The following is a 25,732-nucleotide window of genomic DNA, read 5'->3' as shown; positions in this document are numbered from 1 at the left end:
GTTCGGTGTGCCGCGGCGTGCCGCCGACATCCCCCGTAGTCGAGACTCTAGTCTGCAGTCGTGCCCGACTCAGCGCCTCCGCTCCCCCCAGAGTTCGCGGCCGCCCTCGATTCGTTGCGGGCGGCTGTTCCCCGAGCGGAATTGCGTATCTCCGAGATTCCGGCGCCGGGCTCGCTCGCGCCGAACGCCGTCGCCCTCTCGGCCGACGTCACGCCGAGCCGTCACGAGGATTCCGAACTCGGAACCGGTCGCTTCGTGCTCCTGCACGATGCGAGCGAGCCCGAGGCGTGGGGCGGCAGCTTCAGGGTCGTCTGCTTCGCGCAAGCACCGCTCGAGACCGACATCGGCCTCGACCCGTTCCTGGCCGACGTGGCCTGGTCGTGGCTGGTCGACGCGCTCGATGCACGCGGCGCTCGCTACATCGCCGCGTCGGGCACGGCGACGAAGATCCTCTCCACCGGGTTCGGCGAGCTGGCGCGTCAGGGCGACGGCGCCCAGATCGAGTTGCGGGCCTCGTGGACGCCCCTCGACGCGGCGATCGGCCCGCATGTGGAAGGCTGGGGAGAATTGTTGTGCATGCTCGCAGGACTTCCGCCCCGATCAGAGGGGGTGACCGCCCTGCCACGTCGGAGGTCGAACCGTGGATGAATTCCAGGTGATCGAGACTCCCGCCGCCTTCGATGAAGCGGTGCGGCGGCTTCTCGATGGCGAGGGACCCATCGCGGTCGACGCCGAGCGTGCGAGCGGTTTCCGCTATTCGCAGCGGGCGTACCTGATCCAGATGTATCGCCGCGGCGCAGGAACCTTCCTCTTCGATCCGCCGCAGATCCCCGACTTCTCGGTGCTTCAAGACGGCATCCATGCTGAGGAGTGGATCCTCCATGCCGCCAGTCAAGACCTCGCCTGCCTCCGCGAGGTCGGACTCGACCCCGACCGCATCTTCGACACCGAACTCGCGGCTCGCCTGCTCGGCATGCCGAGGGTCGGCCTCGCATCGGTCGTCGAAGAGCTGCTCGACATCAAGCTCGCCAAGGAGCACTCGGCCTCCGACTGGTCGACGCGCCCGCTGCCGCAATCGTGGCTGAAGTACGCGGCCCTCGACGTCGAGCTCCTCGTCGACGTGCGCGAGAAGCTCGGTGCGAAGCTCGCCGAGACGGGCAAGGCCGAACTCGCCGACGAGGAGTTCGATGCCGTGCTGCACCGCGCCGCGAAGCCCGCGGCCGCCGAGCCCTGGCGTCGACTCTCCGGCATCCACGCGATGCGCAGCCCCCGCAACCTCGCCGTCGCCCGCGAGCTGTGGCTCTCTCGCGACGAGCTCGCGACCGAGCTGGATGTCGCGCCCGGCCGCCTGGTGCCGGATGCCTCGCTCCTCGCGGTCGCCCGGTCGTTGCCGTCGACCCGGCGCGCGCTCGCCGACCTGCGCGAGTTCAACGGTCGCGCGAGTCGCACCGAACTCGATCGATGGTGGAGCGCGGTCGAACGCGGCCTCACGACGACCGACCTCCCGGCCGTACGGGTACCGAGCGATGCCCCGCCACCGCCGCGTGCGTGGGCAGCGCGGCATCCCGACGCCGACGCCCGCTTGCGTGTCGCGAAGGTCGCCATCACCGAGGCCGCCGAGCAACTCGACATGCCCGTCGAGAACCTGCTGACTCCGGATCACCTTCGTCGCGTCGCCTGGACTCCGCCCGAGGAGGCGAGCGCCGCGTCGATCGGCGAGGCCCTGCTCGCGCTCGGCGCGCGTCGCTGGCAGGTTGCGGCAACCTCACAGTTAATCGCCGATGCATTTGTGGAGGCCGCACAATCGCTCGAGGATGCCACCTCCGACGCTTCGTAGGTTCCGTCAAGCGATTCAGCGGCTCCTCAGCGGCGTTCGTAGGATCGAGACATCCTGATCGAAAGTGAGCTGCAGCGTGGCTGATCAAGCTGAAGTCGTGTTCGTCGATGGGGTCCGCACCCCGTTCGGCAAGGCCGGCGACAAGGGCATGTACTGGAACACCCGTGCCGACGATCTCGTCGTCAAGGCGATCGTCGGACTCATCGAGCGCAATCCGAACGTTCCGAAGGACCGCATCGACGATGTCGCGATCGCGGCGACGACCCAGACCGGCGACCAGGGCCTCACGCTCGGCCGTACGGCGGCGATCCTCGCCGGCCTCCCGAAGACCGTGCCGGGTTTCTCCATCGACCGCATGTGCGCCGGGGCCATGACGGCCGCGGCCATGATGTCGGGCTCGATCGGCTTCGGCATGTACGACCTCGCGATCGCCGGTGGCGTCGAGCACATGGGCCACCACCCGATGGGCTCGGGCGTCGACCCCAACCCGCGATTCCTCACCGAGAAGCTCGTGGGCGAAGACGCCCTCGTGATGGGCGCCACCGCCGAGCGAATCCACGATCGATTCCCGCAGCTCACCAAGGAGCGCAGCGACCGCTACGCTCTGGCGAGCCAGCAGAAGACGGCCGCCGCCTACGCCGCGGGCAAGATCCAGCAAGACCTCGTGCCGGTCGCGATCCGCACCGACGAGGGCTGGGGCCTGGCGACGCGCGACGAGGTCATGCGACCCGAGACGACGCTCGAGGGCCTGGCCGCGCTGAAGACGCCGTTCCGGCCCCACGGCCGCATCACCGCGGGCAACGCCTCTGGACTGAACGACGGCGCGACGGCGGCGATCCTCGCCTCCGGTGCCGCAGCCAAAGAGCTCGGCCTCACCCCGAAGATGAAGCTCGTGAGCTTCGCCTTCGCCGGCGTCGACCCCGAGATCATGGGCATCGGCCCGATTCCCGCCACCGAGAAGGCACTGCGCAAGGCCGGCCTCTCGATCGACGACATCGACCTGTTCGAGATGAACGAGGCGTTCGCGGTGCAGGTGCTCTCGTTCATGGATCACTACGGCATCGCCGACGACGACCCCCGCGTCAACCCGTGGGGCGGCGCCATCGCCGTCGGTCACCCGCTCGCCTCTTCCGGCGTGCGCCTGATGAACCAGCTCGCGAGCCAGTTCACCGAGCGGCCCGACGTTCGGTACGGCATCACGAGCATGTGCGTCGGCCTCGGCCAGGGCGGCACCATGATCTGGGAGAACCCGAACTTCAACAAGAAGGCGAAGAAGGCCTGATGACCGACTACACGAAGATCGACTTCGACTCGCTGGTCGCCCTCGCAGGCGACGACGAGGTCGTCACGCATTCGTACGTGCGCGACGTTCCGCTCTCGGGCGGCAAGACCCTCGCCCTTCTGACGCTCGACAACGGACGCGACCACACCCGGCCCAACACGCTCGGTGCCGCCACGCTCCTCGAGTACGCGAAGACGCTCGACGAGCTGAAGGCGCGCGCCGCCGCCGGCGAGATCGACGGGGTCGCCGTCACCGGAAAGCCGTTCATCCTCGCCGCCGGAGCCGATCTCTCGAAGGTCGCCGAGATCCCCGACAAGGAGACCGCGAAGAAATTCGTGCAGCTCGGCCACTTCGCGCTCGCGAAGCTCGGCGAGGTCGGCGTGCCCTCGTTCGTGTTCTACAACGGCCTCGCGCTCGGCGGCGGGCTCGAGATCGGCCTGCACGCCGACTACCGCACGGTGGATGCCTCGGCGCCCGCGCTCGCGCTGCCCGAGGTCTTCCTCGGGCTCATCCCCGGCTGGGGCGGCGCGACCATCCTGCCGAACCTCATCGGCATCGAGAACGCCCTCAAGGTCGTGATCGAGAATCCGTTGAAGCAGAACCGTACCCTCAAGGGGCAGGACGCGTTCGACCTCGGCATCGCCGATGCGATCTTCCCGTCGGTCAGTTACCTCGAAGACTCCATCCGCTGGGCCGACGACGTGGTCTCCGGACGGATCAAGGTCAAGCGGCCGAACGAACCGGGCAAGGTCGAGCGCCTCGTCAAGTGGGACGCAGCGATCGGCATCGCGACCAAGATGCTGAAGAGCCGCATCGGTTCGATCCCGAAGTCGCCCTACGCCGCACTCGACCTCATGAAGGCCGCCAAGAGCGGCACTCGCGCCGAGGGGTTCCAACGAGAAGACGAGGTGCTCACCGAGCTCATCGGCGGCGACCAGCTGCATGCATCGATCTACGCCTTCAACCTCGTGCAGAAGCGAACGAAGCGGCCGGCCGGCGCACCCGACAAGGCGCTCGCGAAGAAGGTCACCAAGGTCGGCGTGCTCGGCGCCGGCTACATGGCGAGCCAGCTCGCGCTGCTCTTCGTGCGCCGCCTCCGGGTTCCCGTCGTGATCACCGACATCGACCAGGCGCGCGTCGACAAGGGCGTGGCCTACATCGCCGAAGAGATCGACAAGCTCCTCGAGAAGGGCCGCATCTCCCCCGACGAGTCGAACCGGCTCAAGGCGCTCGTCACCGGCACCGTCGACAAGGCCGACTTCGCCGATTGCGACTGGGTCATCGAGGCCGTGTTCGAGGAGCTCGAGATCAAGCAGAACGTCTTCGCCGAGGTCGAGCAGCACATCTCGCCCGAGGCCGTGCTGGCGACGAACACCTCGTCGCTCTCGGTCGAGCAGATCGGTGCCAAGCTCGCCCACCCCGAGCGGCTCGTGGGCTTCCACTTCTTCACCCCGGTCGCGGTGATGCCGCTGATCGAGGTCGTGAAGACGCCGCACACCGACGAGGCGACGCTCTCGACGGCCATGGTCGCCGCGAAGAACCTGCGGAAGAACGCCGTCATCACAGCCGACACCCCCGGATTCGTCGTCAACCGTCTGCTCGCGGTGCTGCTCGGCGAGGCGATGCGCGCGGTCGACGAGGGCACCTCGTTCCAGACCGTCGACGAGGCGATCGCGCCCCTCGGCCTGCCGATGGCGCCCTCGGCGCTGCTCGACCTCGTGGGCCTCAAGGTCGGCGCGCACGTGCTCGACACGCACCACGCAGCGTTCCCCGATCGGTTCTACCGCAGCGAGAACCTGCACAAGCTCGCCGCCTACGGCAAGCTCCTCGAGAAAGACGACAAGGGCCGCGTCAAGGGCTTCGACAAGGGCGCGATGAAGATCGTCGCCGGCGGCAAGAACAGCCGGACGGCCGACGAGATCCTCATCGCGCTGCAAGACGGTCTCGCCCGCGAGGTGCGACTGATGCTCGACGGCGGCGTCGTCGAGGCAGCAGAAGACATCGACCTCTGCATGGTGCTCGGCGCTGGGTTCCCGTTCCAGATGGGCGGTCTCACGCCGTACCTCGACCGCGTCGGTGCCTCCGAGCGCGTATTCGGCGACACCTTCCACCACCCGATGATCACGGGCGTGGGCGCCTAGCATCCCACGAAGACGACGGCCCTCGGCGCATGCCGAGGGCCGTTCTTCGTTGGGCAGGCGGCGGGAGCGCCGGGCGCGTCGCGTCAGACGCGCGGCTGCGGGCTCGTATCTGTCGGTACACCGGCCTCGACGCCGACGCCGCGCGCGTGCGGCAGCTTCGAACCGAGCACCATCGCGGTGACATCTCGAGCGATGTGCTGGGGCGTCAGGCCGACCCGTTCGAGGATGTCGGCACGGGAGCCGTGATCGAGGAACTCGTCGGGCAGCCCGAGTTCGGTGACCGCCGTGTCGACGCCCGCCTCACGAAGATCTTGTCGGATTCTCGTGCCGATGCCGCCGACCCGGATGCCGTCTTCGATGCTCACGACGATGCGATAGTCGGCGGCGAGGTCGATGACGCTGCGCGGTACAGGCACGACCCAGCGGGGATCGACCACGGTTGCGCCGATGCCCTGCGCCTCGAGCCGCGCGGCGACCTGCAGCCCCGTGGCGGCCATCGGGCCGACAGTGACGATGAGCACATCCCTGCGGTCGGATTCGGCGAGCACGTCGACGCCGTCGCCGGTGCGGCGCACCGCGTCGAAGTCGGTGCCGACGGTGCCCTTCGGGAAGCGGATGACGGTCGGCGCGTCGTCGACGAGCACGGCTTCACCGAGCTCTTCGACCAGTCGGATCGAATCGCGCGGAGCCGCGATGCGGATGCCGGGCACCACCTGCAGGATCGACAGATCCCACACACCGTGGTGGCTCGGGCCGTCGGGCCCGGTGACTCCCGCCCGGTCGAGCACGAAGGTGACGCCGGCCTTGTGCAGCGCGACATCCATCAGGACCTGGTCGAACGCACGGTTGATGAAGGTCGCGTAGACCGCGACGACCGGGTGCAGTCCGCCGAAGGCGAGGCCGGCGGCAGAGGTCGCCGCATGCTGCTCGGCGATGCCGACGTCGAAGACGCGGCTCGGGAACCGTTCGGCCATGCGGTGCAGACCGGTGGGGCGCAGCATCGCCGCCGTGATGCCGACGAGGCGGTCGTTGCCCTCGGCGAGGTGCATGAGCTCGTCGGCGAAGACGCTCGTCCATGACGGAGCCGAGGCGGTCTCGAGGGACTCGCCGGTCTCCGGATCGATCTGGCCGACGGCGTGGAACTGGTCGGCGGCATCGCGGAGCGCCGGCTCGTATCCCCGGCCCTTGTCGGTGATGGCGTGCACGATGACGGGCGCGCCATAGTCCTTCGCCTGTCGCAGCGCCTCTTCCATCGCGTGCTCGTCGTGGCCGTCGATCGGGCCGATGTACTTGATGTCGAGATTCGAGTAGAGCGCCTCATTGCCTGTGAACCGGCTGAGGAAGCCGTGCAGGCCGCCGCGCACGCCTCGATAGAACGCACGAGCCGGGGCGCCGAGGCGATCGAACACCTGACGGCTCGAGAGGTGCAACGAGCGGTAGGTCTGCTTGGTGCGCACCGTGTTGAGGAAGCGGGCCATGCCGCCGATCGTCGGCGCATACGAGCGCCCGTTGTCGTTGACGACCACCACGAGCTTTCTCGTGTTGTCGTCGGAGATGTTGTTGAGCGCCTCCCAGGTCATGCCGCCAGTGAGCGCTCCATCGCCGACCACGGCGACGACGTGCCGGTCGTGCTGACCGGTCATCTCGAATGCCCGGGAGATTCCGTCGGCCCACGACAGCGAGCTCGATGCATGGGAGCTCTCGACGATGTCGTGCTCGGACTCCGAGCGCTGCGGGTAACCGGCGAGGCCACCGGTCTGCCGGATGGTGGAGAGGTCGCGCCGACCGGTCAGGAGCTTGTGCACGTACGACTGGTGACCGGTGTCGAAGACGATCGAGTCGCGCGGTGACTCGAAGACCCGGTGGATGGCGATCGTCATCTCCACGACGCCGAGGTTCGGGCCCAGATGACCGCCGGTCTTGGAGACCGACTCGACCAGGTACTCGCGGATCTCGCGCGCGAGCTGATCGAGCTGTTCGGGACTCAGCGCATCGAGATCACGAGGTCCCGAAATCGTCTCGAGCAGTGTCATGCAATGGCCTCCGGAGAATCGCGGGCGCTGCCGCTGAACGGAACGAGTCTACGCCGGGCTCTCTGAGAACCCGGGCAGAGAACGGGGCGATCGGCGAAACGCCGACCGCCCCGATTCCCTACTGATCGATCAGACGAGCGATCGCAGGACGTACTGGAGGATGCCGCCATTGCGGTAGTAGTCGGCTTCACCCGGCGTGTCGATGCGCACGACCGCATCGAACTCGACCGTCGCCTTGCCCGGCGCCGAGTGCTCACTCGGCGTGGCGACGACGTGCACCGTCTTCGGCGTGACGCCCTCGTTCAGCTGCTCGAGGCCGGTGATGGACACGACCTCGGTGCCGTCGAGCCCCAGCGACGCCCAGCTCTCGCCCGCAGGGAACTGCAGCGGCACGACGCCCATGCCGATGAGGTTCGAGCGGTGGATTCGCTCGAAGCTCTCGGTGATGACTGCCTTGACGCCCAGGAGGCTCGTGCCCTTGGCCGCCCAGTCGCGCGAGGAGCCCGACCCGTATTCTTTGCCACCGAAGATGACGAGCGGGGTGCCCTGTGCCTGGTAGTTCTGGCTCGCGTCGTAGATGAACGACTGCGGCGCGTCGGCCTGCGTGAAGTCACGCGTGTAGCCGCCCTCGACACCGTCGAGGAGCTGGTTCTTCAGGCGGATGTTCGCGAACGTGCCACGGATCATGATCTCGTGGTTGCCGCGGCGCGAGCCGTAGGAGTTGAAGTCCTTGCGGTCGACGCCGTGCTCGGTCAGGTAGTGGCCTGCGGGGCTGTCGGCCTTGATGTTGCCGGCGGGGCTGATGTGGTCTGTCGTGACCGAGTCGCCGAGCTTGGCGAGCACGCGAGCTCCGGCGATGTCGGAGACCGGGGTGGTCTCCATGGTCATGCCGTCGAAGTACGGGGGTTTCCGCACGTAGGTCGATGCCTCGTCCCACTCGAAGACCGAGCCCTCGGGGGTCTGCAGCGAACGCCAGCGCTCGTCGCCCTCGAACACGCTCGCGTACTGGTGCGTGAACATGTCGGTGTTGATCGAGGTGTCGATCGTGTGCTGCACCTCGGCCGCATCGGGCCAGATGTCTTTCAGGAAGACGTCGTTGCCGTCAGTGTCGGTGCCGAGCGCGTCGATCTCGAAGTCGAAGTTCATCGACCCTGCGAGGGCATAGGCGATGACGAGCGGCGGGCTCGCCAGGTAGTTCATCTTCACGTCGGGGTTGATTCGACCCTCGAAGTTGCGGTTGCCCGAGAGCACCGCAGTGACGGCCAGGTCGCTCTCGTTGACCGCGGTCGAGATCTCGTCGATCAGCGGGCCCGAGTTGCCGATGCAGGTCGTGCAGCCATAGCCCACGGTGTAGAAGCCGAGGTCTTCGAGATAGCTGGTCAGGCCGGCCTTCTCGTAGTAGTCGGTGACGACCTTCGAGCCCGGCGCGAGGGTCGTCTTGACCCACGGCTTGGCCTTCAGGCCCTTCTTCGACGCGTTGCGCGCGAGGAGACCCGCCGCGAGCATGACCGAGGGATTCGAGGTGTTCGTGCACGAGGTGATCGCCGCGATCGCGACGGCGCCGTGGTCGAGCGTGAACTGCTGGCCGTCTTCGAGCTGAACGCGCGTGGGGCTCGACGCTGTGGCCGGAGCGTGGCTGCGGTGGTGGTGCTCGTGCTGGCTGTGCTCGTCTTCGGGCGAGTTGCCGGGTGGGTCGGAGGCCGGGAACGACTCGGCGCCCTCGAGGTCGACGAGGTCGTGGTCGACAGTGGCGTAGTTCAGAAGGTCTTGCTCGAACGCGCTCTTCGACGCCGAGAGCTCGATGCGGTCCTGGGGGCGCTTCGGGCCGGCGATCGAGGGCACGACGGTCGAGAGGTCGAGCTCCATGTACTCGCTGAACACCGGCTCGGTGTCGGCGTCGTGCCAGAGCTTCTGCACCTTGGAGTACGCCTCGACGAGCGCGATCTGCTCGTCGCTGCGGCCCGTGAGCCGCAGGTAGTCGAGGGTGACGTCGTCGATGGGGAACATCGCGGCGGTCGAGCCGAACTCGGGGCTCATGTTGCCGATCGTCGCCCGGTTGGCGAGGGGCACGGATGCCACGCCGGAACCGTAGAACTCGACGAACTTGCCGACCACGCCCTGCTTGCGGAGCATGTCGGTGATCGTCAGCACGACATCGGTCGCGGTCACGCCCGTGGGGATGGTCCCCGAGAGCTTGAAGCCGACGACCTTGGGGATGAGCATCGAGACGGGCTGGCCGAGCATGGCCGCCTCTGCCTCGATGCCACCGACGCCCCAGCCGAGCACGCCGAGGCCGTTGACCATGGTGGTGTGCGAGTCGGTGCCGACGCAAGTGTCGGGGTAGGCGCGGAGCGCTCCGTCGACGGTGCGCGTGAAAGTCACCTTCGCGAGGTGCTCGATGTTGACCTGGTGCACGATGCCGGTGCCCGGAGGAACGACCTTGAAGTCGTCGAACGCGGTCTGGCCCCAGCGGAGGAACTGGTAGCGCTCGCCGTTGCGCTCGTATTCGATCTCGACGTTGCGCTCGAGCGCGTTCTCGGTGCCGAAGAGGTCGGCGATGACCGAGTGGTCGATGACCATCTCGGCGGGCGCGAGCGGGTTGATCTTGTTCGGGTCGCCGCCGAGGGAGACGACCGCCTCGCGCATGGTGGCGAGGTCGACGATGCAGGGAACACCGGTGAAGTCCTGCATGACGACGCGTGCCGGCGTGAACTGGATCTCGGTGTCGGGCTCTGCCGTCGGCACCCACGACCCGAGGGCCTCGATCTGCTCCTTGGTGACGTTCTTGCCGTCTTCGGTGCGCAGAAGGTTCTCGAGCAGCACCTTGAGGCTGAACGGAAGCTTCTCATGACCCGGCACGGTGTCGAGCCGGAAGATCTCGTAGGACTTGTCACCGACGTGGAGCGTGTCCTTCGCCCCGAAACTGTTCACTGCAGACACGATGTCCTCTCCTTCGCGGATGCCGCCGGCCATGCAGGCGGCACTCCATCTTCTCCGTCGGACATGGGGCTGTTCCAGCAAGGGTAACCTAAGCCGCTTGCCGGCCGACAGGCCTCGCACGGTGTGCGATTTTATCTCGACGTCGAGATAACTCTATCACTCGGCGGTGCGCGCCGATGACGGGTAGATCGCTCGCACGACGAGCCAGGAGAAGACCAGTACGAGTGCGTAGAGCGGCACGCCCATGAGCAGGCGCGTGGCCCCGAGCGCCTCGACGTTGTCGACGAGATAGAACGGCACCTGCACGGCCAGGCGGGCGACGAACAGCCCGATCCAGACGAGCGTGAGGATCTGGGCGGCGCGGTACTTGCGCTTGTCGTGGCGCCACGCGACGCCGTCGCCCATCAGGAACCCGACGATGAGGCCGATGGCCGGCCAGCGGACGAGGAGGGAGACGAGAAGCGCGACCGCGTACGCCGCGTTCGTGAAGAACCCCAGCACGTAGTTGTCGCGGGCATCGCCCGACCAGAGGGCGAGTGCTGCAGAGGCGAGCACGCCGACGAGCCCGGCGATCGCCTGCGTCGGCTGGCCCTTGGCGACGAGCCGCACGACCGTGAAGACCACGGCGAGGCCGACGGATGCCGCGAGGGCCGGCACGAGCGCCGCCTGAGCATCTTGCCCCGCGAAGCTCGTGAGGCCGCTGTAGACCACCAGGAAGACGAGGCCGGGCAGCAGCGCCTCGAGGATGCCGCGAATACCGCCGACCGCGGTCAGCAGGTCGCGGCCGCTCAGCTTCTCGTCGCGCGCGAGCGCGCCGAGTCCGCTCTTCTCAGCAGCCGCAGCGAACTGTCGGCCGAACTCGCCGGCGCTCGCGTCGGCCTCCGCTGCCGCGGGCTGGTCGTCGGTAGCGGCATCCGAACGTTCGTCTTCGCCGGGCCGCGACGGCCCAGTGGCATCCGTCATCGGCGTCACACGGTGGGCGCGCCCGTTGAGGACGCGGGCATGCGCAACGGGATGAGGTCGCGCGGCGGCATCGGAGTGTTGCCGCGAACGACGACGACGGAGCGGAAGAGATCTTCGATCTTGGCCGCGGCCTCGGGGTCGACGGCCGCTTCTCCGGCGATGACACCGCGCAGGAACCAGCGGGGCCCGTCGACACCGACGAAGCGTGCGAGCCGCATCTGACCCTGCTGGGCCTGTTGGCCATCGCCGGCCGCGACGGGGATCTGGGCGAGCAGCTCGGGGCCGAAGGTGCCCTCGCGCACGGTGGTGGTGCCACCCTGACGAGCGATCTGGTCGGCGATCTGCGCCCGGATCTCGTGCCACAGCCCACTCGAGCGCGGGGCCGCGAACGGCTGCACCTGCAGCGTCGAGTTCGCGTAGTCGAGTCCGATGGCGACCACTCGCTTCGTGCCCTCCTCGACCTCGAGCCGGAGGTGCAGGCCTTCGCGCGGCAGCACCTTCACGCCGCCGAGGTCGACGTACGGTCGAACCGGGTTCGCCTCGGACTCATCGAAGGGGCCGGCCACGGCACGGTCTTCGGGGGCGGACTTGGGCTGTTCGGCGGGGATCTCGCCGGTGTTCTCGATGTCGCTCACGCGTTCACTCCTGACTTGTGCTCGCCGAGACCGGTGGAGCCGAAGCCCCCCTCGCCGCGCAGGCTGCCGGGCAGCCGGTCGACCTCCACGAAGCGGGCACGGCTGACGGGCATGACGACGATCTGGGCGATGCGGTCGCCGGCCTCGATCGAGTACGACTCGCTCGCATCGGTGTTCAGCAGTGCGACCTTGATCTCGCCGCGGTAGCCGGCGTCGACGGTACCCGGCGCATTGACGATCGTGATGCCGTGCTTGAAGGCGAGGCCCGAGCGCGGCACCACGAATGCGACGAAGCCGTCTGGCAGGGCGATCGCGACACCGGTGCCCACCGTGGCGCGCTCACCGGGGGCGAGCACGAGGGACTCGGCAGCATGGAGGTCGGCGCCCGCGTCGCCCGGATGGGCGTAGTTCGGCACGCGGTCTGCCGTGATCAGCACATCGACGGATTCGGTCACTGTTCGAGGGTAGTGCAGAAGTCTGGTCGAATAGAGCCATGCCCGACTACCGCGAGAAACTCTGGCCGACGCCCTGGATCTACGTCGCGAGCCTGCTCCTGATCCCCGCCAGCATCCTGGTGCTCGCGCCCGTCTCACTGCCCGCCGGCATCGCCACCGGAGTCATCCTCTACGGTGCCGTCGTCGCGTCGCTCAGCATGACGGCCCCCGTGGTCGAGGTGTCGGAGGGCCGGCTTCGCGCCGGTCGCGCGTCGATCCCGCTCGCCGACACCGGCACGGCCGTCGGGGCGACGGATGACGCGGCTCGCGTCGAGCGCGGCACGGGCCTCGACGCCCGCGCGTTCCTCGTGATCCGCGGCTGGGTGCAACCCGTGGTGCGGGTGCCGGTCACCGACACGGCCGATCCGACCCCGTACTGGCTCATCTCGACGCGCCATCCGAAAGAACTGGCCGCCGCGATCAATGGATCACGACGGCCTGCGCCTACTGAGCCTGGCGTCTAGAGCGCGCACTCCAAGCAGATCGGTCCGAGCTTCGTCTCGTGGTCGATCTGCGAACGGTGCTTCACGAGGAAGCAGTTCACACAGGTGAACTCATCAGCTTGCGGCGGAAGCACCACGACGTCGAGTTCGACGTCGGAGAGATCGGCACCAGCGAGATCGAAACCGCCGGGGTTATCGGCGTCATCGACATCCACTACGCCCGACATCTTGTCGGGGACGCGCTCCTTGAGGGCCTCGATCGACTCAGAGTCGTCTTCGGTCTTCCTCGGTGCGTCGTAATCCGTTGCCATTCCCATCCATTTCCTCATCGCCGAAGATTCGGCGGCCATAGTCTGCATCAAATCGGTTGCGTAAGCAAACCACTTGTGCGGCGTTCTCTCAGCTGCTTTCTGCTCAACTTCCGCCGCGCCCGGCCTATTCCCGCGAGCACGCATCCGAACGTGGCATCCTTGGGCGGAGACGAAGGCACGGAAGGGCTTGTCGCGATGCAGGAACTCAAGGTAATCGGGGTCGAGAACGGCGCGTTGCTCGCCGCCTCCGACGATGGCGCACGCTTCCGGATCGAGATCGACGAAGTACTGCAATCTCGCATCCGGCAGGCACAGCCCGAACAGCACACCGGGCCGAAACCCTCGCCCCGCGAGGTGCAGGCCCACATCAGGGCCGGCATGTCCGCCGATGAGGTCGCCCAGGTGACCGGCGCGGCCATCGACTACATCCGCCGGTTCGAGGGTCCGGTGCTCGCCGAGCGCGAGCACATGGTCACTTCGGCGCTCGCCGTTCCCGTGCACGTGACCCCAGATGCCGACCCCGCCGACGAGCAGCCGTCGTTCGGCGGCGTCATCCGTGAACGACTCGCGCAGCTGGGCGCTCACGGCGAACGCTGGGCGAGCTGGAAAGACGAAGAGCGCGGCTGGATCATCAAGCTCGAGTTCACGGCTGAGACGATCGACCACGATGCGCGCTGGAGCTTCGAGCCTCGCAAGCAGTCGTTGCAGCCCCTGAACTCCGAGGCCATCACGCTCTCGCAGCAGGGCGAGATGAAGGGCGCGCTCATTCCCCGCCTGCGCGCGGTCGGGCCCGACTCCGAAGAGTCGCGCTTCGACAGCGGCGCGTTCACGTTCGAGGAGCCCGAGCACGGCGACTTCGACACGGCGCCGCATCTCGAACCGCTTCCCTACGCGCGAAGCCAGGCATCGAGCCCGGCAGCCGCTCGAGCAGCGATCAAGCGAGCGGATGAGCCGAAGCAGACCCTCGGCGAGACGGCCGACCTGCTCGAGGCCCTCCGCCGTCGTCGCGGCGAGCGTGAGGCAGCCGGCAACGAACCGGAGCTGCCTCCCGCACCCGAGCCTGCGCCACGCGCGCCGGCCCCCGTGCACGAGGCTCCCAAGCCCGAACAGCCGGCCGAAGAGAAGCCCGGCACGGCCGCACGCAGCATCTGGGGTGGCAAGGCCTCCACGACCCCTGCAGGGGCTCGCGGTGGCGCCAAGAAGGGTCGCGCCTCGATGCCCAGCTGGGACGAGATCGTCTTCGGCGCTCGCACCGACGACGACCTCGCCTGACGCGTCGGGGGCCGCCCCGAAGCATCGCACCCGCTCTTCGACGAACGCCGTCGTGTTCACCGCACGGCGGCGTTTCGCATGCTCGCTCGCAGTGTTAGCATCGAACGTATCTTCGAATCAGTGAGGTGTCATGTCGCTCGTCTGCGAGTTCGTCGAGTTGTGGACGAATGACGACGGGCTTCCGCAACGGCTCGTGTGGCGCGGCCGTCGTTTCCGGGTGAACGACACTCCCACCACTCTCGTCGGCCACTGCGACTGGTGGGCACCGGTCGCCCGGCACGATGTCTCACCGGGCCACGCGCCGCTGCAGATCACCGGTTGGCGCTTCCAAGCTGCCGCCGACGACGGGCAGACGCATGTTTTCGACGTGCGGCGCCGAGACGACCGCTGGCAGCTGCTGCGGGTGTTCGACTGACTACGCCGTCTCGGCGTCGACGGGGCGGGCGCCGTCGCCGTTCGCTGTCGGCGGCACTTGGGCGGGCGGCGCCCCCGTCGCCGTGGTCTTCGGCGTCGGGCGCCGAAGCCACAGCATGAGCACCCCGCCGACCACGAGCCCCCAGAAGGCGGAGCCGATGCCGGCCACGGCCACTCCCGAGGCGGTCACGAGGAAGGTGCCGATCGCGGTGATGCGCTGGGCCGGATCTTCGAGCGCACCGGTGACCGCGGTGACGAGGGCGCCGAGGAGCGCAAGGCCCGCGACGGCCGTGATGATGATGGGCGGCGACGCCTGAACGACCGCGGCCGCGAGCCCGGCGCCGGCGCCGAGCAGCAGGTAGACGACGCCCGAGGTGAGCGTGGCCACCCAGCGCCGCTTCGGGTCGGGATTCGACTCGGGGCTCGCCATGATCGCCGCGGTGATGGCGGCGAGATTGATCGCATGCCCGCCGGCGAACGCCGCCGCCACCGTGGCCGCGCCCGAGGTGACGAGCACCGGACGAGGGGCGAGGCGGTAGCCGAACGTCGACATCACGGCGAAGCCGGGCACGTTCTGACCGGCCATCGTCACGATGAACAGCGGCACCCCGAGGCTCACGATCACGAACGGGTCGAAGACGGGCGCGACGAACTCGAGCTGCGGCCGCACTGCTTCGCTCTCGAGCACGGCGGGCCCGGCGATCAGCGCGATGCCCACCACGGCGACGAGCATGGCCGCGGGCACCGCCCAGCGCGGCGCGAGCCGCGCGAGGAGCAGCCAGACGAGCACCATCGGAATCGCGATCGCGGGTTGCTCGACGGCGGCGAACACCGGCGCGACGCAGATCGGGAAGAGGATGCCGGCGAGCATCGCGCTCGCGATCGGCTTCGGGATGCTCGTGATCGCCCGGCCGAGCGCCGGCCAGAGGCCTGCGAGCACGATCAGCACGCCGCACACGATGAACGCACCGATCGCCGCGGCGAACTGCTGGGTCGTGGCGGCTGCGGCGACCAGCAGGGCAGCGCCGGGCGTCGACCATGCGAACGACACCGGCATGCGGGTGACGAGCGGCAGCAGGATGCAGGCGAGTCCAGTGGCGATGCACAGCGCGAAGAGGCCCGACGCTGCTTGCGTCTCGGTCGCGCCGACGGCGAGCAGGCCCGCGATCACCAGGGCGAATGAGCTGGCGAAGCCGGTGATGGCCGCGATGACGCCCGCGACGACGGTGTGGAAGATGGGCGGTGCTCGCTCTCGGCGGGTCTTAGGCCGACTTCTCGGCGCGGCGCGGCTTGTGCGGCACGATCGTGGGTGCAGCGTTGTCGAGTACCGCGGCCTTGGTGACGACGACGCGCGCGACGCCGGTCGAGGAGGGGACCTCGAACATGATCGGCCCGAGCACCTCCTCCATGATCGCGCGGAGGCCGCGGGCACCGGTCTGGCGCAGCACGGCGAGGTCGGCGATGGCCTGCAACGCCTCTTCGTCGAAGTCGAGCTCGACGCCGTCGAGTTCGAACATGCGCTGGTACTGCCGCACGAGGGCGTTCTTCGGCACCGTGAGGATCTCCATGAGCGCTTCACGATCGAGCGGGGTCACGGTCGCGACGACCGGGAGCCGGCCGATGAATTCGGGGATGAGACCGAACTTGTGGAGGTCTTCAGGGAGCACCTCGCTGAAGATGTCGGCCTCGTCTTCTTTGTTGTGCAGCGGTGCGCCGAACCCGATGCCGCGTTTGCCCGCTCGCGACGAGATGATGTCTTCGAGTCCGGAGAAGGCGCCGGCCACGATGAACAGCACGTTCGTCGTGTCGATCTGGATGAACTCCTGATGCGGGTGCTTGCGCCCGCCCTGCGGCGGCACGGAGGCGACGGTGCCCTCGAGAATCTTCAGGAGTGCCTGCTGCACACCCTCGCCCGAGACGTCGCGCGTGATCGAGGGGTTCTCGGCCTTGCGCGCGATCTTGTCGACCTCGTCGATGTAGATGATGCCGGTCTCGGCGCGCTTGACATCGAAATCGGCGGCCTGGATGAGCTTCAGCAGGATGTTCTCGACGTCTTCACCGACGTAGCCCGCCTCGGTCAGCGCAGTGGCATCGGCGACCGCGAACGGAACGTTCAGCTGCTTCGCGAGCGTCTGCGCGAGGTAGGTCTTGCCGCAGCCCGTCGGGCCGATCAGCAGGATGTTGGACTTCGCGAGCTCGACGTCATCGCGAGCATCGGCGGAGGTCAGCGTCGTGCGAGCACGAACGCGCTTGTAGTGGTTGTACACCGCGACCGCGAGGGCCTTCTTGGCTGCCTCTTGCCCGATCACGTACTCTTCGAGGAATCCGAAGATCTCTTTCGGCTTGGGCAGTTCGAACTCGCCGGCCTCGGTCTCGCCGGCCTCGGCGAGGCGCTCCTCGATGATCTCGTTGCAGAGCTCCACGCACTCGTCGCAGATGTAGACGCCGGGTCCGGCGATGAGCTGCTGCACCTGCTTCTGGCTCTTTCCGCAGAAAGAACACTTGAGCAGGTCGGCGCTCTCTCCGATGCGTGCCATCGAAACCCTCCCTGTCGACGAGTCTGTTCCGAGCCTAGCCCGAGATCGGGCCGTTCGAGCGTAGCCGGTCGGATTCGACACGCCCTGCCGTTCGCCGGGCGCGAACCGGCTCGATCAATCGAGCAGATGACGCAGATAGCGCCTCGGATCGTCGAGATAACTGCGCCAGTGCGACACGAGCTCGAGTTCCTCCCACGTCGTCTGACGGATGCCCCACTCCCCCAGCTCGAGGATCGTGGCGCCCGGCACCGAAGCGAGCACCGGCGAGTGGGTCGCGCAGATGACCTGCGTGCCGCGAGCGACCATGCGATCGAGCCCGGCGATCCAGCCCAGGATGGACGAGAAGGAGAGGGCTGCTTCGGGTTCGTCGAGGCAGACGAGTCCGGCGAGGTACTGCGGATGGTTCAGCTTGTTGTCGAGCAGGTCGTTGAAGGACTCGCCGTGGCTCAGCGAGTGCAGGTGGCGATCAGGACTGTCGGGCAGCGCCTCGAGGTAGCTGTAGTAGCCGTGCATCGTCTCGGCGCGGAGGAAGAAGCCCCACTTCGGCGCCGACGGGCTGCGCTCGATGCGCAACCAGTCGGCCAGCGGCGACTCGCTCGGGCGGGTCGATCGCCCGCCGTTGTTGCTGCCGCCCTCAGGCGGCAGCCCGTAGGCCGTTGCGATGCCCTCGAGCAGCGTCGACTTTCCGCTGCCGTTCTCGCCGACGAGGAACGTCAGGCCGGCCGGGAACTCGATGCCGCCGTCGCCGATCAGCTGATCGATCGCGGGAATGCTCGCCGGCCATGCGATCCGGTCGATCACGGCGTCCGAATACAGCGAAACGCGGCGGATGGCGCGGCTGTCGTACAGCCAGTCATCCGCCGCGTTCACGGTGGCGCTACCTATCGCGTGATCGCGGGTGCCGTCTTGCGAGAGGTCAGCACCTGATCGATGAGGCCGTATTCGAGCGCCTCGGCCGCAGACAGGATCTTGTCGCGGTCGATATCGGTGTTGACCTGCTCCTGCGAACGGTTCGAGTGACGCGAGAGCGTCTCTTCGAGCCATCCGCGCATGCGCAGGATCTCGGCGGCCTGGATCTCGATGTCGGAGGCCTGGCCGTGACCGGCCTCGCCCATCGCCGGCTGGTGGATCAGGATGCGCGCGTTCGGCAGCGCGAGGCGCTTGCCGGGGGTGCCGGCCGCGGCGATGACCGCCGCCGCCGAAGCCGCCTGACCGAGCACGACCGTCTGGATGTGCGGACGGATGTACTGCATCGTGTCGTAGATCGCCGTCATGGCGGTGAAGGAGCCACCGGGCGAGTTGATGTAGAGGATGATGTCGCGGTCGGGGTCCATCGACTCGAGCACGAGCAGCTGCGCCATGATGTCGTCGGCGGATGCGTCGTCGACCTGCACGCCGAGGAAAATGATGCGGTCCTCGAAGAGCTTGGCGTAGGGGTCTTGGCGCTTGTAGCCGTAGGCCGTGCGCTCTTCGAAGCTCGGCAGGATGTAGCGCGAGCCCGGTGCCTGGACGCCATTGAAGGCGGTGCCACCGAAAGCAGGGATGTTCATTCGCTCGTTCTCTCTTCTCTCGAGTGCCTACGCCTGGGTTCCGCCGCCGCCGGCCACGTCGAGCGCCGATTCGCGGATGTGGTCGACGAAGCCGTACTCGAGTGCCTGCTGCGCGTTGAACCAGCGGTCGCGGTCGCCGTCGGCGTTGATCTGCTCGACGGTCTTGCCGGTCTGCGCCGCGGTGATCTCTGCGAGTCGCTTCTTCATGTCGAGGATGAGCTGCGCCTGCGTCTGGATGTCGCTCGAGGTGCCGCCGAAGCCGCCGTGCGGCTGGTGCAGCAGCACGCGGGCGTTCGGCGTGATGTACCGCTTGCCCTTCGTGCCGGCCGTGAGCAGCAGCTGCCCCATGGAGGCGGCCATGCCGATGCCGACCGTGACGATGTCGTTCGGCACGAACTGCATGGTGTCGTAGATCGCCATGCCGGCCGTGATCGAACCGCCCGGCGAGTTGACGTAGAGGAAGATGTCTTTCTTGGCATCTTCGGCGGCGAGCAGCAGCAGCTTCGCCGCGATCTCGTTGGCGTTGTCGTCGCGCACCTCGGAGCCAAGCCAGATGATGCGGTCCTTCAGCAGTCGATCGAATACACCGGTGCCTGGTGTCGGTTCGGCCATGTGTCGCTCCGTTTCCGTTGTCGCGTTCACTCGAATCTATCCGGTGCAACGCACGCGAACGGGGCTGTTCGCCCTAGGCGGATGCCGCGAGCTCCGCGGCGTATGCGGCGAGCGACACGCGGTAGCGCTGCAGGTGCGGTGCGAGAGCTGCGAGGGCCTCGGATGCCGCGAGGCGAGCATCGCCGGCATCGATGCGGGCGAGGGCACGGAACGCCACCACGGCGTCGCGCAGTTCGCTGGCATCGGGCTCGATCGCGTCCAGCAATTCGATGGCCTCGAGCGGCCGGCCGAGGTTTCGGAGCGTGGAGGCGAGCTGCACGTGCGCCTGCACTCGCTCGGAGCCGCCGAGACCGCCGGCGAGGGCGCGCCGGTAGAAGTCTTCGGCCTCGGCCTCGAGCCCTGCCGAGTCGCGGGCGCCACCCTGTTCGAAGAGCGCGACGGGATCGGAGGCCGCACGCTCGGCAGCGAGCGCATCGATGCGGCGGATCACCTCGTCGTCACCCAGTTCACCCGCCTCCGCCCAGACGGCGTCGACCCGCTGCTGCCAGTCGCTCATGCATGCACCTCTCATGTGTCGCGACGACGTCTTCCGCGTCGGAGGACGCCTCGGATGCGACCTCCACGCCGGAAACCGTCGTGGGAGGGAGGGGGAACACGAAGGGGCCGGGCGAATCGCCCGGCCCCTTCGTTCACGCGGATCTACTCCGCGGCCTTCTTGCTTGCGCGCTTCTTCGGCGCAGGCTTCTCCGCGGCCTCGTCGTCAGCTGCTGCCTTCTTCGGTGCGCGCTTCTTCGGTGCGGGCTTCTCGGCGGCCTCGGCCTCTTCGACGATCTCTTCAGCCTCGTCGACGACCTCGGCTTCGGCTTCAGCCTCTGCTTCGGCCACGGCCGTGAACTCCGAGAGATCGACCGGCTTGCCAGCGGCATCCGTGACCTTCGCCTTGCCGAGCGCGATCGCGAGCGCCTTGTTGCGCGCGACCTCGCCGACCATGGCGGGGATCTGGCCGTTCTGGCTCAGCGCCTGCACGAACTCGTTGGGGTCCATGCCGTACTGGGCAGCGCCCTGCACGAGGTACTGCGTGAGCTCGTCCTGGCTCACCTGCACACCCTCGGCCTCGGCGATCGAGTCGAGCAGGATCTGCGTCTTGAACGCCTTCTCGCTGGACTCGGCGACCTCTGCGCGGTGCTCGTCGTCTTCGAGACGGTTCTCGTTCTCGAGGTGACGGTGCACCTCGTCGTCGATGACCGCCTGGGCGACGGGCACCTCGACGAGCTCGAGGAGCTTGTCGACGAGGAGGTCGCGGGCCTGGCCGCCCTGACCGAAGGACTTGTTGCGGGCGACCTGCTCCTTGAGGCTGTCGGTCAGCTCGGCGAGCGTGTCGAACTCGCTCGCGATCTGCGCGAAGTCGTCGTCGGCCTCGGGAAGCTCGCGCTCCTTCACGGCGGTGACGGTGACGGTGATCTCTGCGGTCTCACCTTCGTGGTCGCCGCCCAGGAGCTTCGACGCGAAGGTCGTGGTCTCATCGGCCGAGAGCGTGTCGAGCGCCTCGTCGATGCCCTCGAGCAGTTCGCCCGAGCCGAGCTCGTACGAGATGCCGCTCGCCCGGTCGACCTCGGTTTCGTCGATCATGGCGACGAGGTCGAGGGTGACGAAGTCGCCGCTCTTGGCAGGGCGGTCGACCGTGATGAGCGTGCCGAACCGGCTGCGCAGACGCTCGAGCTCTTCGGAGACCTCGTCGTCGGCGACCTCGACGGAGTCGACCGTGAGCTCGATGCCGTCGTAGGCGGGCAGCTCGATCTCGGGGCGCACGTCGACCTCGATGGCGAGCAGCAGGTCGCCCGAGAAGTCCTTGTCGCTCGGCCACTCGACGATGTCGGCCTCGGGCCGGCCGAGGGGGCGCAGCTCGTGCTCGGCGACGGCGGCGCGATAGAACCCGTCGAGGCCTTCGTTGACGGCGTGCTCGAGCACGGCGCCCTTGCCGACGCGCTGGTCGACGATGGGCGGCGGCACCTTGCCCTTGCGGAAGCCGGGCACATTGATCTGCTCGGCGATGTGGCTGTAGGCGTGGGTGATGCTGGGCTTCAGCTCCTCGGGCGTCACCGAGATGGTGAGCTTGGCGCGCGTCGGGCTCAGCTTCTCAACCGAAGTGGTCGGCATGTGGAAGATCTCCTGTTGTGTGGAAGTTCGTGTCGAGTCGGGGAACTCGTCGGGGCGACAGGATTCGAACCTGCGACCTCCCGCTCCCAAAGCGGGCGCTCTACCAAGCTGAGCTACGCCCCGAGTCGCGACTCAACTCGTCGGATCGCCCGCGCGGGCATGCCGAAGCATGCGTCAGACGGATGAACCCGGGAAAGTCTACTGCACAGTCCGCGCCCCGCGTTTGCACCGGCGCCGACCGACGACCGACTCGCGCTGTGGATGAACCGACCGCGGGTGCGCGCCGCATGGCAGAGTGTGCGCATGACCGACCTCACCCCCGGCGATCGGGGCGATCTTCGGCGCTGGCCATCGATCCCTGCGCATCTGATCAGCCCGAGCCTGTGCCCGGCGTGCTTCAGCGCACTGGGCTCGTCGACGTGCACCACGTGCGGCCTCGATCTCGCCGTTCCCGCTGCGGCCGAGCTGTTCGCACTCGGGCAGCGGATCCACACGGCGGAGGCGAGCCGGCAGTCGCTGATCACGAGCATGCGCGCGGCACAGGCGGCGAGAGCAGCGGATGCCGCGGCTCGCGTCGCCCTCCCGGTCGCTGCAATGGGAGTGGCGCCTGCTGCGATGCGCATCGGTGAGCCCGTCGTTGCAGCCGCCGGATCTGCCGATGCCGTGGCCCCGGTGGCCACCGTTCCCGCACCCGCGCACCCGGTCACGGCTCCCCCGGTTGCTCCGGCCGCGCCATCGCCGTCGATGGCGGTGGCGCAGGCACCGGCCGCGACGACCCTGCCGAAGCGCTCCGGGCGCTCCGGCGTGCAGGTGCTGCTGCTCACGCTCGGCGTCGTGCTGATCTCGATCACGGCGATCGTGTTCCTCTTCGTCGCCTATCTCGTGGCGAGTCTCGAGGTGCGATCGATCATCATCGCCGCGGCGAGCGTGCTCGTGCTCGGCGTCGCCTGGTTGCTGCGGGCACGCGGCCTGCCCGGCACGGCAGAGGGCGTGGCATCCGTCGCCATCGTGTTGCTGCTGCTCGACGTCTGGATCGTACGGGCCAACGGACTGTTCGGCACCGACGCGCTGAGCGCGGGCGGGTACACCGGTGGCGCGCTGCTCGTCGTCGCGGCGGCGCTGCTGGGCGTTCGGGCGGCGAGCGGCATCCGCGTCGCCGGATTCGCCGCGGCAGGCCTCGCGCCGATCGGCGTGTTCCTGCTGGTCGCAGAGGCTTCGCCCGACTCCTCGTCGGTCACGGCCTGGTGGCTCGGCTCGCTCGCCGTCGCCGTCCTCGGCGCTGCGGCCGTGCTGCTGCCCCGCAGCATCGAGCGCACGATCATGATGGCAGCCGGCGTCGGCGGTGGGGTGATCGCCCTGATCACTGCGGTCTGGGCGCTTCCCGATGCTTCCTGGCATCAGTTGTTCGCCTACCTCGCGGTCACCGCAGCGTGGCTCGCGATGCTGCTCGCGGTCCGCCTGCGCGCCGGCGTCTCACCGGTGTGGGGTCGAGTCGCCGCTCCGATGCTCGGCCTCGCAGTCGCTCTGGCACCGACCGTCTCGATCGCGACCGAGCTCGACGCGTCGCTCGCCCTCTGGCTCGCACCGGCCGCGGCGGGCCTCGTCGCCTGCCTGTTCGCCGCGGGCACTCACCTGCGCGGAACGTGGGCCGACGACGCGGCGTGGGCCTGTCTGGTCGCGGTGGTCGTCGCGTTCGCCGCTGCCGTACCGGCGGCGGTTCTCGGAATCGGGGTCGTCATGACGAGGCTCGCGACGACCGTGCCGCCGTGGAACCGTGCCCTCGACGAACCGCTCGACGCGATCACGCGCGACAGCGATCTCGGTGTCGTGCTCGTGCCCTTCGTCGTCGCAGTCGGAGCGCTTGCTGTCACGGCACTGGTCCGTCGCGCGCGCACGTTCGCGGCCATCCCGATCGGAGCTGCGCTCGCCGGAGTTCTCGTCGTGGGCGCCCTCGCTCCCAACCTCGCCGTCACGTCGTTCCTGCCTGCCATCGCCGCCGGCGGAGCCCTCGCCCTCGCCGTCGCGCTCCGGCGATTCGCGCTGCCCGCGGTCACGGTCACGCTCCTCGTGCTCGGCGTCACCGGTGCCGCGATCGCCTGGTGCGTCGGCTACTCGAGCACTGCGCTGTGGCCGTGGGTCGTGGTGCTCGTCATCGCCCTCGCCGTGGCAGGCAGGGCACTCTCGCGTCGCGTCTGGGCCGACAGTGCCCGCTCGGCCATCGGCGCTGCGCATCTCGCGATCGCAGCTGTGCTCGCCATCGTCGCCGTGGCATCGGTGCCGTTCTGGTTCCGGGCATCCGCTGCGCAGCTCGCCGACGCGTGGATGTCGCCGTGGATGTGGGTCGCGACCACGACGGCCGCGCTACTCGTCGCTGCCGCGATCATCCGGCGCGGTTCAACGGGCGATCGGCTCGCCGTCATCCTGCCGCTGTTCGCGGCATCCGTCATCGCAATATTCGCGCTCGCCTTCGAAGCCGAACCGGCGCTGCGCTGGCTGCCCGCGCTCGTGCTCGTCGTCGCAGGCGTGTTGTGGCTCCGCATGGGCGTTCCCGCATCGCTTCGCATTCCCTTCGCCGGGGTGACGCCCCTCGCGATCGCCTTCACGTCGGCGGTCGCCGTCGAGCTGATCTTCGGCAGGGAGTTCATTGCCATCGGCCTCGCCGGCGCGACGCTGCTCGCTGCTGCCCTCGCGCACCTGCTGCCGATGCGAGGCGGCACTGCTCGACCCGTGTGGGCAGGCGCGGTCGGCGTCGCCGGGGTCGTCTCGCTCGCGGCGGCCGCCTCCGGCCTGGCGACGACGAATACGACCTGGCTCGTGCTGCTCGTGCTGACTCCCGTGCCGATCGTGCTCGCCGCACTCGACGGCGACCCGATCGCCAGTCACCGACCCGGTCGCCACCTCGCCTGGCTGAGCCTCGCCCTCGCGGTCGCGACGGTCTGGACCCGGCTGGCGAGCGACGGCGTCGACAACGTCGAGGCGTACACGCTGCCGCTCGCTGCGGCGCTCGCCGTGACGGCCGGCCTGATCACCTGGCGACGCCTGAACGCGACCCCGCGCGGCACCGGCCGCACCGCACTGTTCGCTACAGCCGCGGCGATCGCCGTGCTGCCGAGCGTCGCGTCGGCTGCGGAGTCGGAACTTCGCACCCTGCTGCTCGCCTCGATCGGCATCGTCGTGGCCATCGCCGCGATGTTCCTGCCCGAGACGGCGCGTGCGGTGCCCGTGCGACTGCTCGGTGCGGTCGCAGGATGGGTCGCCGTCACCGGGGCCGGGCTCGTGCGCGGCACCGCCATCGCGCTCGACCAGGGCGACAGCGTGCTGATCGTCGAGTTCTGGCCATTCGTGGCACTTGCCACGGGCGTGGCGCTCGCCGTCATGTGGACTCGAACGGCGTCGAAGCCCGGCTGGCTGGCCGAGGCCCTTCTTACGGTATCCGTCGTCGTCGCCGTCATCCCGACGCTGCTCGCGATCGTGCTCGGCGAGGATGCCGCCCTGCGAGCCGCCGTGCTCTTCCCGTTGCTCGCCGTCGCACACATCGGCAGTGCCATCACGACCGCGCGCCCCTTCGCCGGGCCGCAGCTCGGCTGGTCGACACTCGGCGCGCTCGGCCTCGGCGGCGTCATCGCGCTGGCGTCGCGAACGGTGGATCCGTTCGACCTGGTGACGGCGCCGGTCGCGGTCGCGCTCATCGGCGCCGGATGGTTCAGGATGCGTCGCTCCCCCTCGCTCGGCAGTTGGCCCGCGCTCGGGCCGGGGTTGGCCGTGCTCCTGCTTCCGGCGCTCCTGGCCGACTTCACCGATCCGCAGGTGTGGCGCCTCGTCGCACTCGGCGTCGTCACGGTCGTCGTGGTGGTTGTCGGCGCGATGCGGCGCCTGCAGGCACCTCTGCTGCTCGGCGGCGCCGTGCTGCTGGTGCACGCGATCGTGCAGCTCTGGCCGTGGATCACCGACCTCTACGAAGCTGTCTGGTGGTGGCTCTGGCTCGGCATCGCGGGCGTGCTGCTCGTCGTGCTGGCCGCGACCTACGAGCGCCAGCTGCGTCTGGCACGCGGCACGATCCGCTCGATCGCCGAGCTGCGGTAGGCCCCGCAAATGCGGTGCGCGTCACAGT

Annotated in this window: 21 protein-coding genes and 1 tRNA gene; 8 read left to right on the top strand and 14 right to left on the bottom strand. The window is 68.5% G+C overall.

The features are described 5' to 3' along the window. Nucleotides 1-60: 60 nt before the first annotated feature. From H521_RS0105025 to H521_RS0105010, 4 genes are all read left to right on the top strand, one after another. The gene (locus H521_RS0105025) at nt 61-648 is read left to right on the top strand and encodes a DUF3000 domain-containing protein (protein WP_022891940.1); all 588 of its coding nucleotides are present in this window, start codon (nt 61-63) and stop codon (nt 646-648) included. After that, nucleotides 641-1,837: a ribonuclease D gene (locus tag H521_RS0105020; RefSeq protein WP_022891939.1), complete on the top strand. Its 1,197-nt coding sequence runs from the start codon at nt 641-643 to the stop codon at nt 1,835-1,837. Before H521_RS0105025 ends, H521_RS0105020 begins: the two co-directional genes overlap by 8 nt. A 76-nt stretch (nt 1,838-1,913) precedes the next feature. Beyond that, complete coding sequence (locus H521_RS0105015) at nt 1,914-3,119, top strand: thiolase family protein (protein WP_022891938.1); 1,206 nt, start codon at nt 1,914-1,916, stop codon at nt 3,117-3,119. Further along, nucleotides 3,119-5,260 (top strand): 3-hydroxyacyl-CoA dehydrogenase NAD-binding domain-containing protein, encoded by a 2,142-nt coding sequence (locus H521_RS0105010; protein ID WP_022891937.1) that lies wholly within the window; start codon nt 3,119-3,121, stop codon nt 5,258-5,260. Before H521_RS0105015 ends, H521_RS0105010 begins: the two co-directional genes overlap by 1 nt. Before the next feature lie 83 nt (nt 5,261-5,343). Here the strand turns inward: H521_RS0105010 and dxs are convergent, their stop codons facing one another. From dxs to dut, 5 genes are all read right to left on the bottom strand, one after another. Beyond that, nucleotides 5,344-7,293 (bottom strand): 1-deoxy-D-xylulose-5-phosphate synthase, encoded by a 1,950-nt coding sequence (gene dxs, locus H521_RS0105005; protein ID WP_022891936.1) that lies wholly within the window; start codon nt 7,291-7,293, stop codon nt 5,344-5,346. Nucleotides 7,294-7,422: 129 nt separating this feature from the next. Next, on the bottom strand, nt 7,423-10,233 hold the full coding sequence (gene acnA, locus H521_RS0105000; RefSeq protein WP_026481920.1) for an aconitate hydratase AcnA: 2,811 nt from the start codon (nt 10,231-10,233) through the stop codon (nt 7,423-7,425). A 156-nt stretch (nt 10,234-10,389) separates the two neighbouring features. Beyond that, complete coding sequence (locus tag H521_RS0104995) at nt 10,390-11,196, bottom strand: DUF3159 domain-containing protein (protein ID WP_022891934.1); 807 nt, start codon at nt 11,194-11,196, stop codon at nt 10,390-10,392. Nucleotides 11,197-11,201: 5 nt separating this feature from the next. After that, nucleotides 11,202-11,822, bottom strand: a complete 621-nt coding sequence (locus H521_RS0104990) for a DUF3710 domain-containing protein (RefSeq protein ID WP_026481919.1) — start codon at nt 11,820-11,822, stop codon at nt 11,202-11,204. A gap of 5 nt (nt 11,823-11,827) precedes the next feature. After that, on the bottom strand, nt 11,828-12,286 hold the full coding sequence (gene dut / locus H521_RS0104985; RefSeq protein ID WP_022891932.1) for a dUTP diphosphatase: 459 nt from the start codon (nt 12,284-12,286) through the stop codon (nt 11,828-11,830). Nucleotides 12,287-12,324: 38 nt separating this feature from the next. Here dut and H521_RS0104980 point away from each other — a divergent pair, with 38 nt between their 5' ends. Next, nucleotides 12,325-12,789, top strand: a complete 465-nt coding sequence (locus H521_RS0104980; protein WP_022891931.1) for a DUF3093 domain-containing protein — start codon at nt 12,325-12,327, stop codon at nt 12,787-12,789. On the opposite strand, the gene H521_RS0104975 is transcribed toward H521_RS0104980, so the two are convergent. Then, on the bottom strand, nt 12,786-13,079 hold the full coding sequence (locus H521_RS0104975) for a DUF4193 domain-containing protein (protein ID WP_022891930.1): 294 nt from the start codon (nt 13,077-13,079) through the stop codon (nt 12,786-12,788). The genes H521_RS0104980 and H521_RS0104975 overlap by 4 nt on opposite strands. A gap of 195 nt (nt 13,080-13,274) precedes the next feature. Here H521_RS0104975 and sepH point away from each other — a divergent pair, with 195 nt between their 5' ends. Together sepH and H521_RS0104965 are read left to right on the top strand one after the other, a co-directional pair. Beyond that, nucleotides 13,275-14,351, top strand: coding sequence for a septation protein SepH (gene sepH, locus H521_RS0104970; RefSeq protein ID WP_022891929.1), 1,077 nt, complete (start codon nt 13,275-13,277; stop codon nt 14,349-14,351). A gap of 130 nt (nt 14,352-14,481) precedes the next feature. Continuing rightward, entirely contained in the window at nt 14,482-14,766 is a 285-nt protein-coding gene (locus tag H521_RS0104965) for a hypothetical protein (RefSeq protein WP_022891928.1), read from the top strand. Here the strand turns inward: H521_RS0104965 and H521_RS21605 are convergent, their stop codons facing one another. The 8 genes from H521_RS21605 to H521_RS0104925 all read right to left on the bottom strand — a co-directional run bounded on the left by H521_RS21605 (nt 14,767) and on the right by H521_RS0104925 (nt 21,744). Further along, nucleotides 14,767-16,002, bottom strand: a complete 1,236-nt coding sequence (locus H521_RS21605; protein WP_051159198.1) for a benzoate/H(+) symporter BenE family transporter — start codon at nt 16,000-16,002, stop codon at nt 14,767-14,769. It lies immediately after the preceding gene. 25 nt (nt 16,003-16,027) lie between these two features. Next, a complete protein-coding gene (gene clpX / locus H521_RS0104955) occupies nt 16,028-17,302 on the bottom strand; it encodes an ATP-dependent Clp protease ATP-binding subunit ClpX (RefSeq protein ID WP_022891926.1) in 1,275 nt (424 codons plus the stop codon). A gap of 114 nt (nt 17,303-17,416) precedes the next feature. Then, nucleotides 17,417-18,172 carry an AAA family ATPase gene (locus H521_RS0104950; RefSeq protein ID WP_022891925.1) on the bottom strand — a complete coding sequence of 252 codons (756 nt, stop codon included), beginning with the start codon at nt 18,170-18,172 and terminating at the stop codon, nt 17,417-17,419. 11 nt (nt 18,173-18,183) lie between these two features. Next, the gene (locus H521_RS0104945; protein WP_022891924.1) at nt 18,184-18,852 is read right to left on the bottom strand and encodes an ATP-dependent Clp protease proteolytic subunit; all 669 of its coding nucleotides are present in this window, start codon (nt 18,850-18,852) and stop codon (nt 18,184-18,186) included. Between the two features lie 27 nt (nt 18,853-18,879). Further along, complete coding sequence (locus H521_RS0104940) at nt 18,880-19,464, bottom strand: ATP-dependent Clp protease proteolytic subunit (protein ID WP_022891923.1); 585 nt, start codon at nt 19,462-19,464, stop codon at nt 18,880-18,882. 73 nt (nt 19,465-19,537) lie between these two features. Beyond that, nucleotides 19,538-20,020 carry a tetratricopeptide repeat protein gene (locus H521_RS0104935; RefSeq protein WP_022891922.1) on the bottom strand — a complete coding sequence of 161 codons (483 nt, stop codon included), beginning with the start codon at nt 20,018-20,020 and terminating at the stop codon, nt 19,538-19,540. Between the two features lie 143 nt (nt 20,021-20,163). Continuing rightward, the gene (gene tig / locus H521_RS0104930) at nt 20,164-21,621 is read right to left on the bottom strand and encodes a trigger factor (RefSeq protein ID WP_022891921.1); all 1,458 of its coding nucleotides are present in this window, start codon (nt 21,619-21,621) and stop codon (nt 20,164-20,166) included. A gap of 49 nt (nt 21,622-21,670) precedes the next feature. After that, nucleotides 21,671-21,744, bottom strand: a tRNA-Pro gene (locus H521_RS0104925). Nucleotides 21,745-21,924: 180 nt separating this feature from the next. On the opposite strand from H521_RS0104925, the gene H521_RS0104920 reads away from it, so the two are divergent. Continuing rightward, complete coding sequence (locus H521_RS0104920; protein WP_156891284.1) at nt 21,925-25,704, top strand: SCO7613 C-terminal domain-containing membrane protein; 3,780 nt, start codon at nt 21,925-21,927, stop codon at nt 25,702-25,704. The last annotated feature ends 28 nt before the right edge of the window (nt 25,705-25,732 follow it).

The sequence above is a fragment of the Agromyces subbeticus DSM 16689 genome (assembly GCF_000421565.1).
Classification (GTDB): Bacteria; Actinomycetota; Actinomycetes; order Actinomycetales; family Microbacteriaceae; genus Agromyces; species Agromyces subbeticus.
Note: the sequence above shows the minus strand (reverse complement) of the source record. Positions and strands in the feature narration are given on the sequence as shown.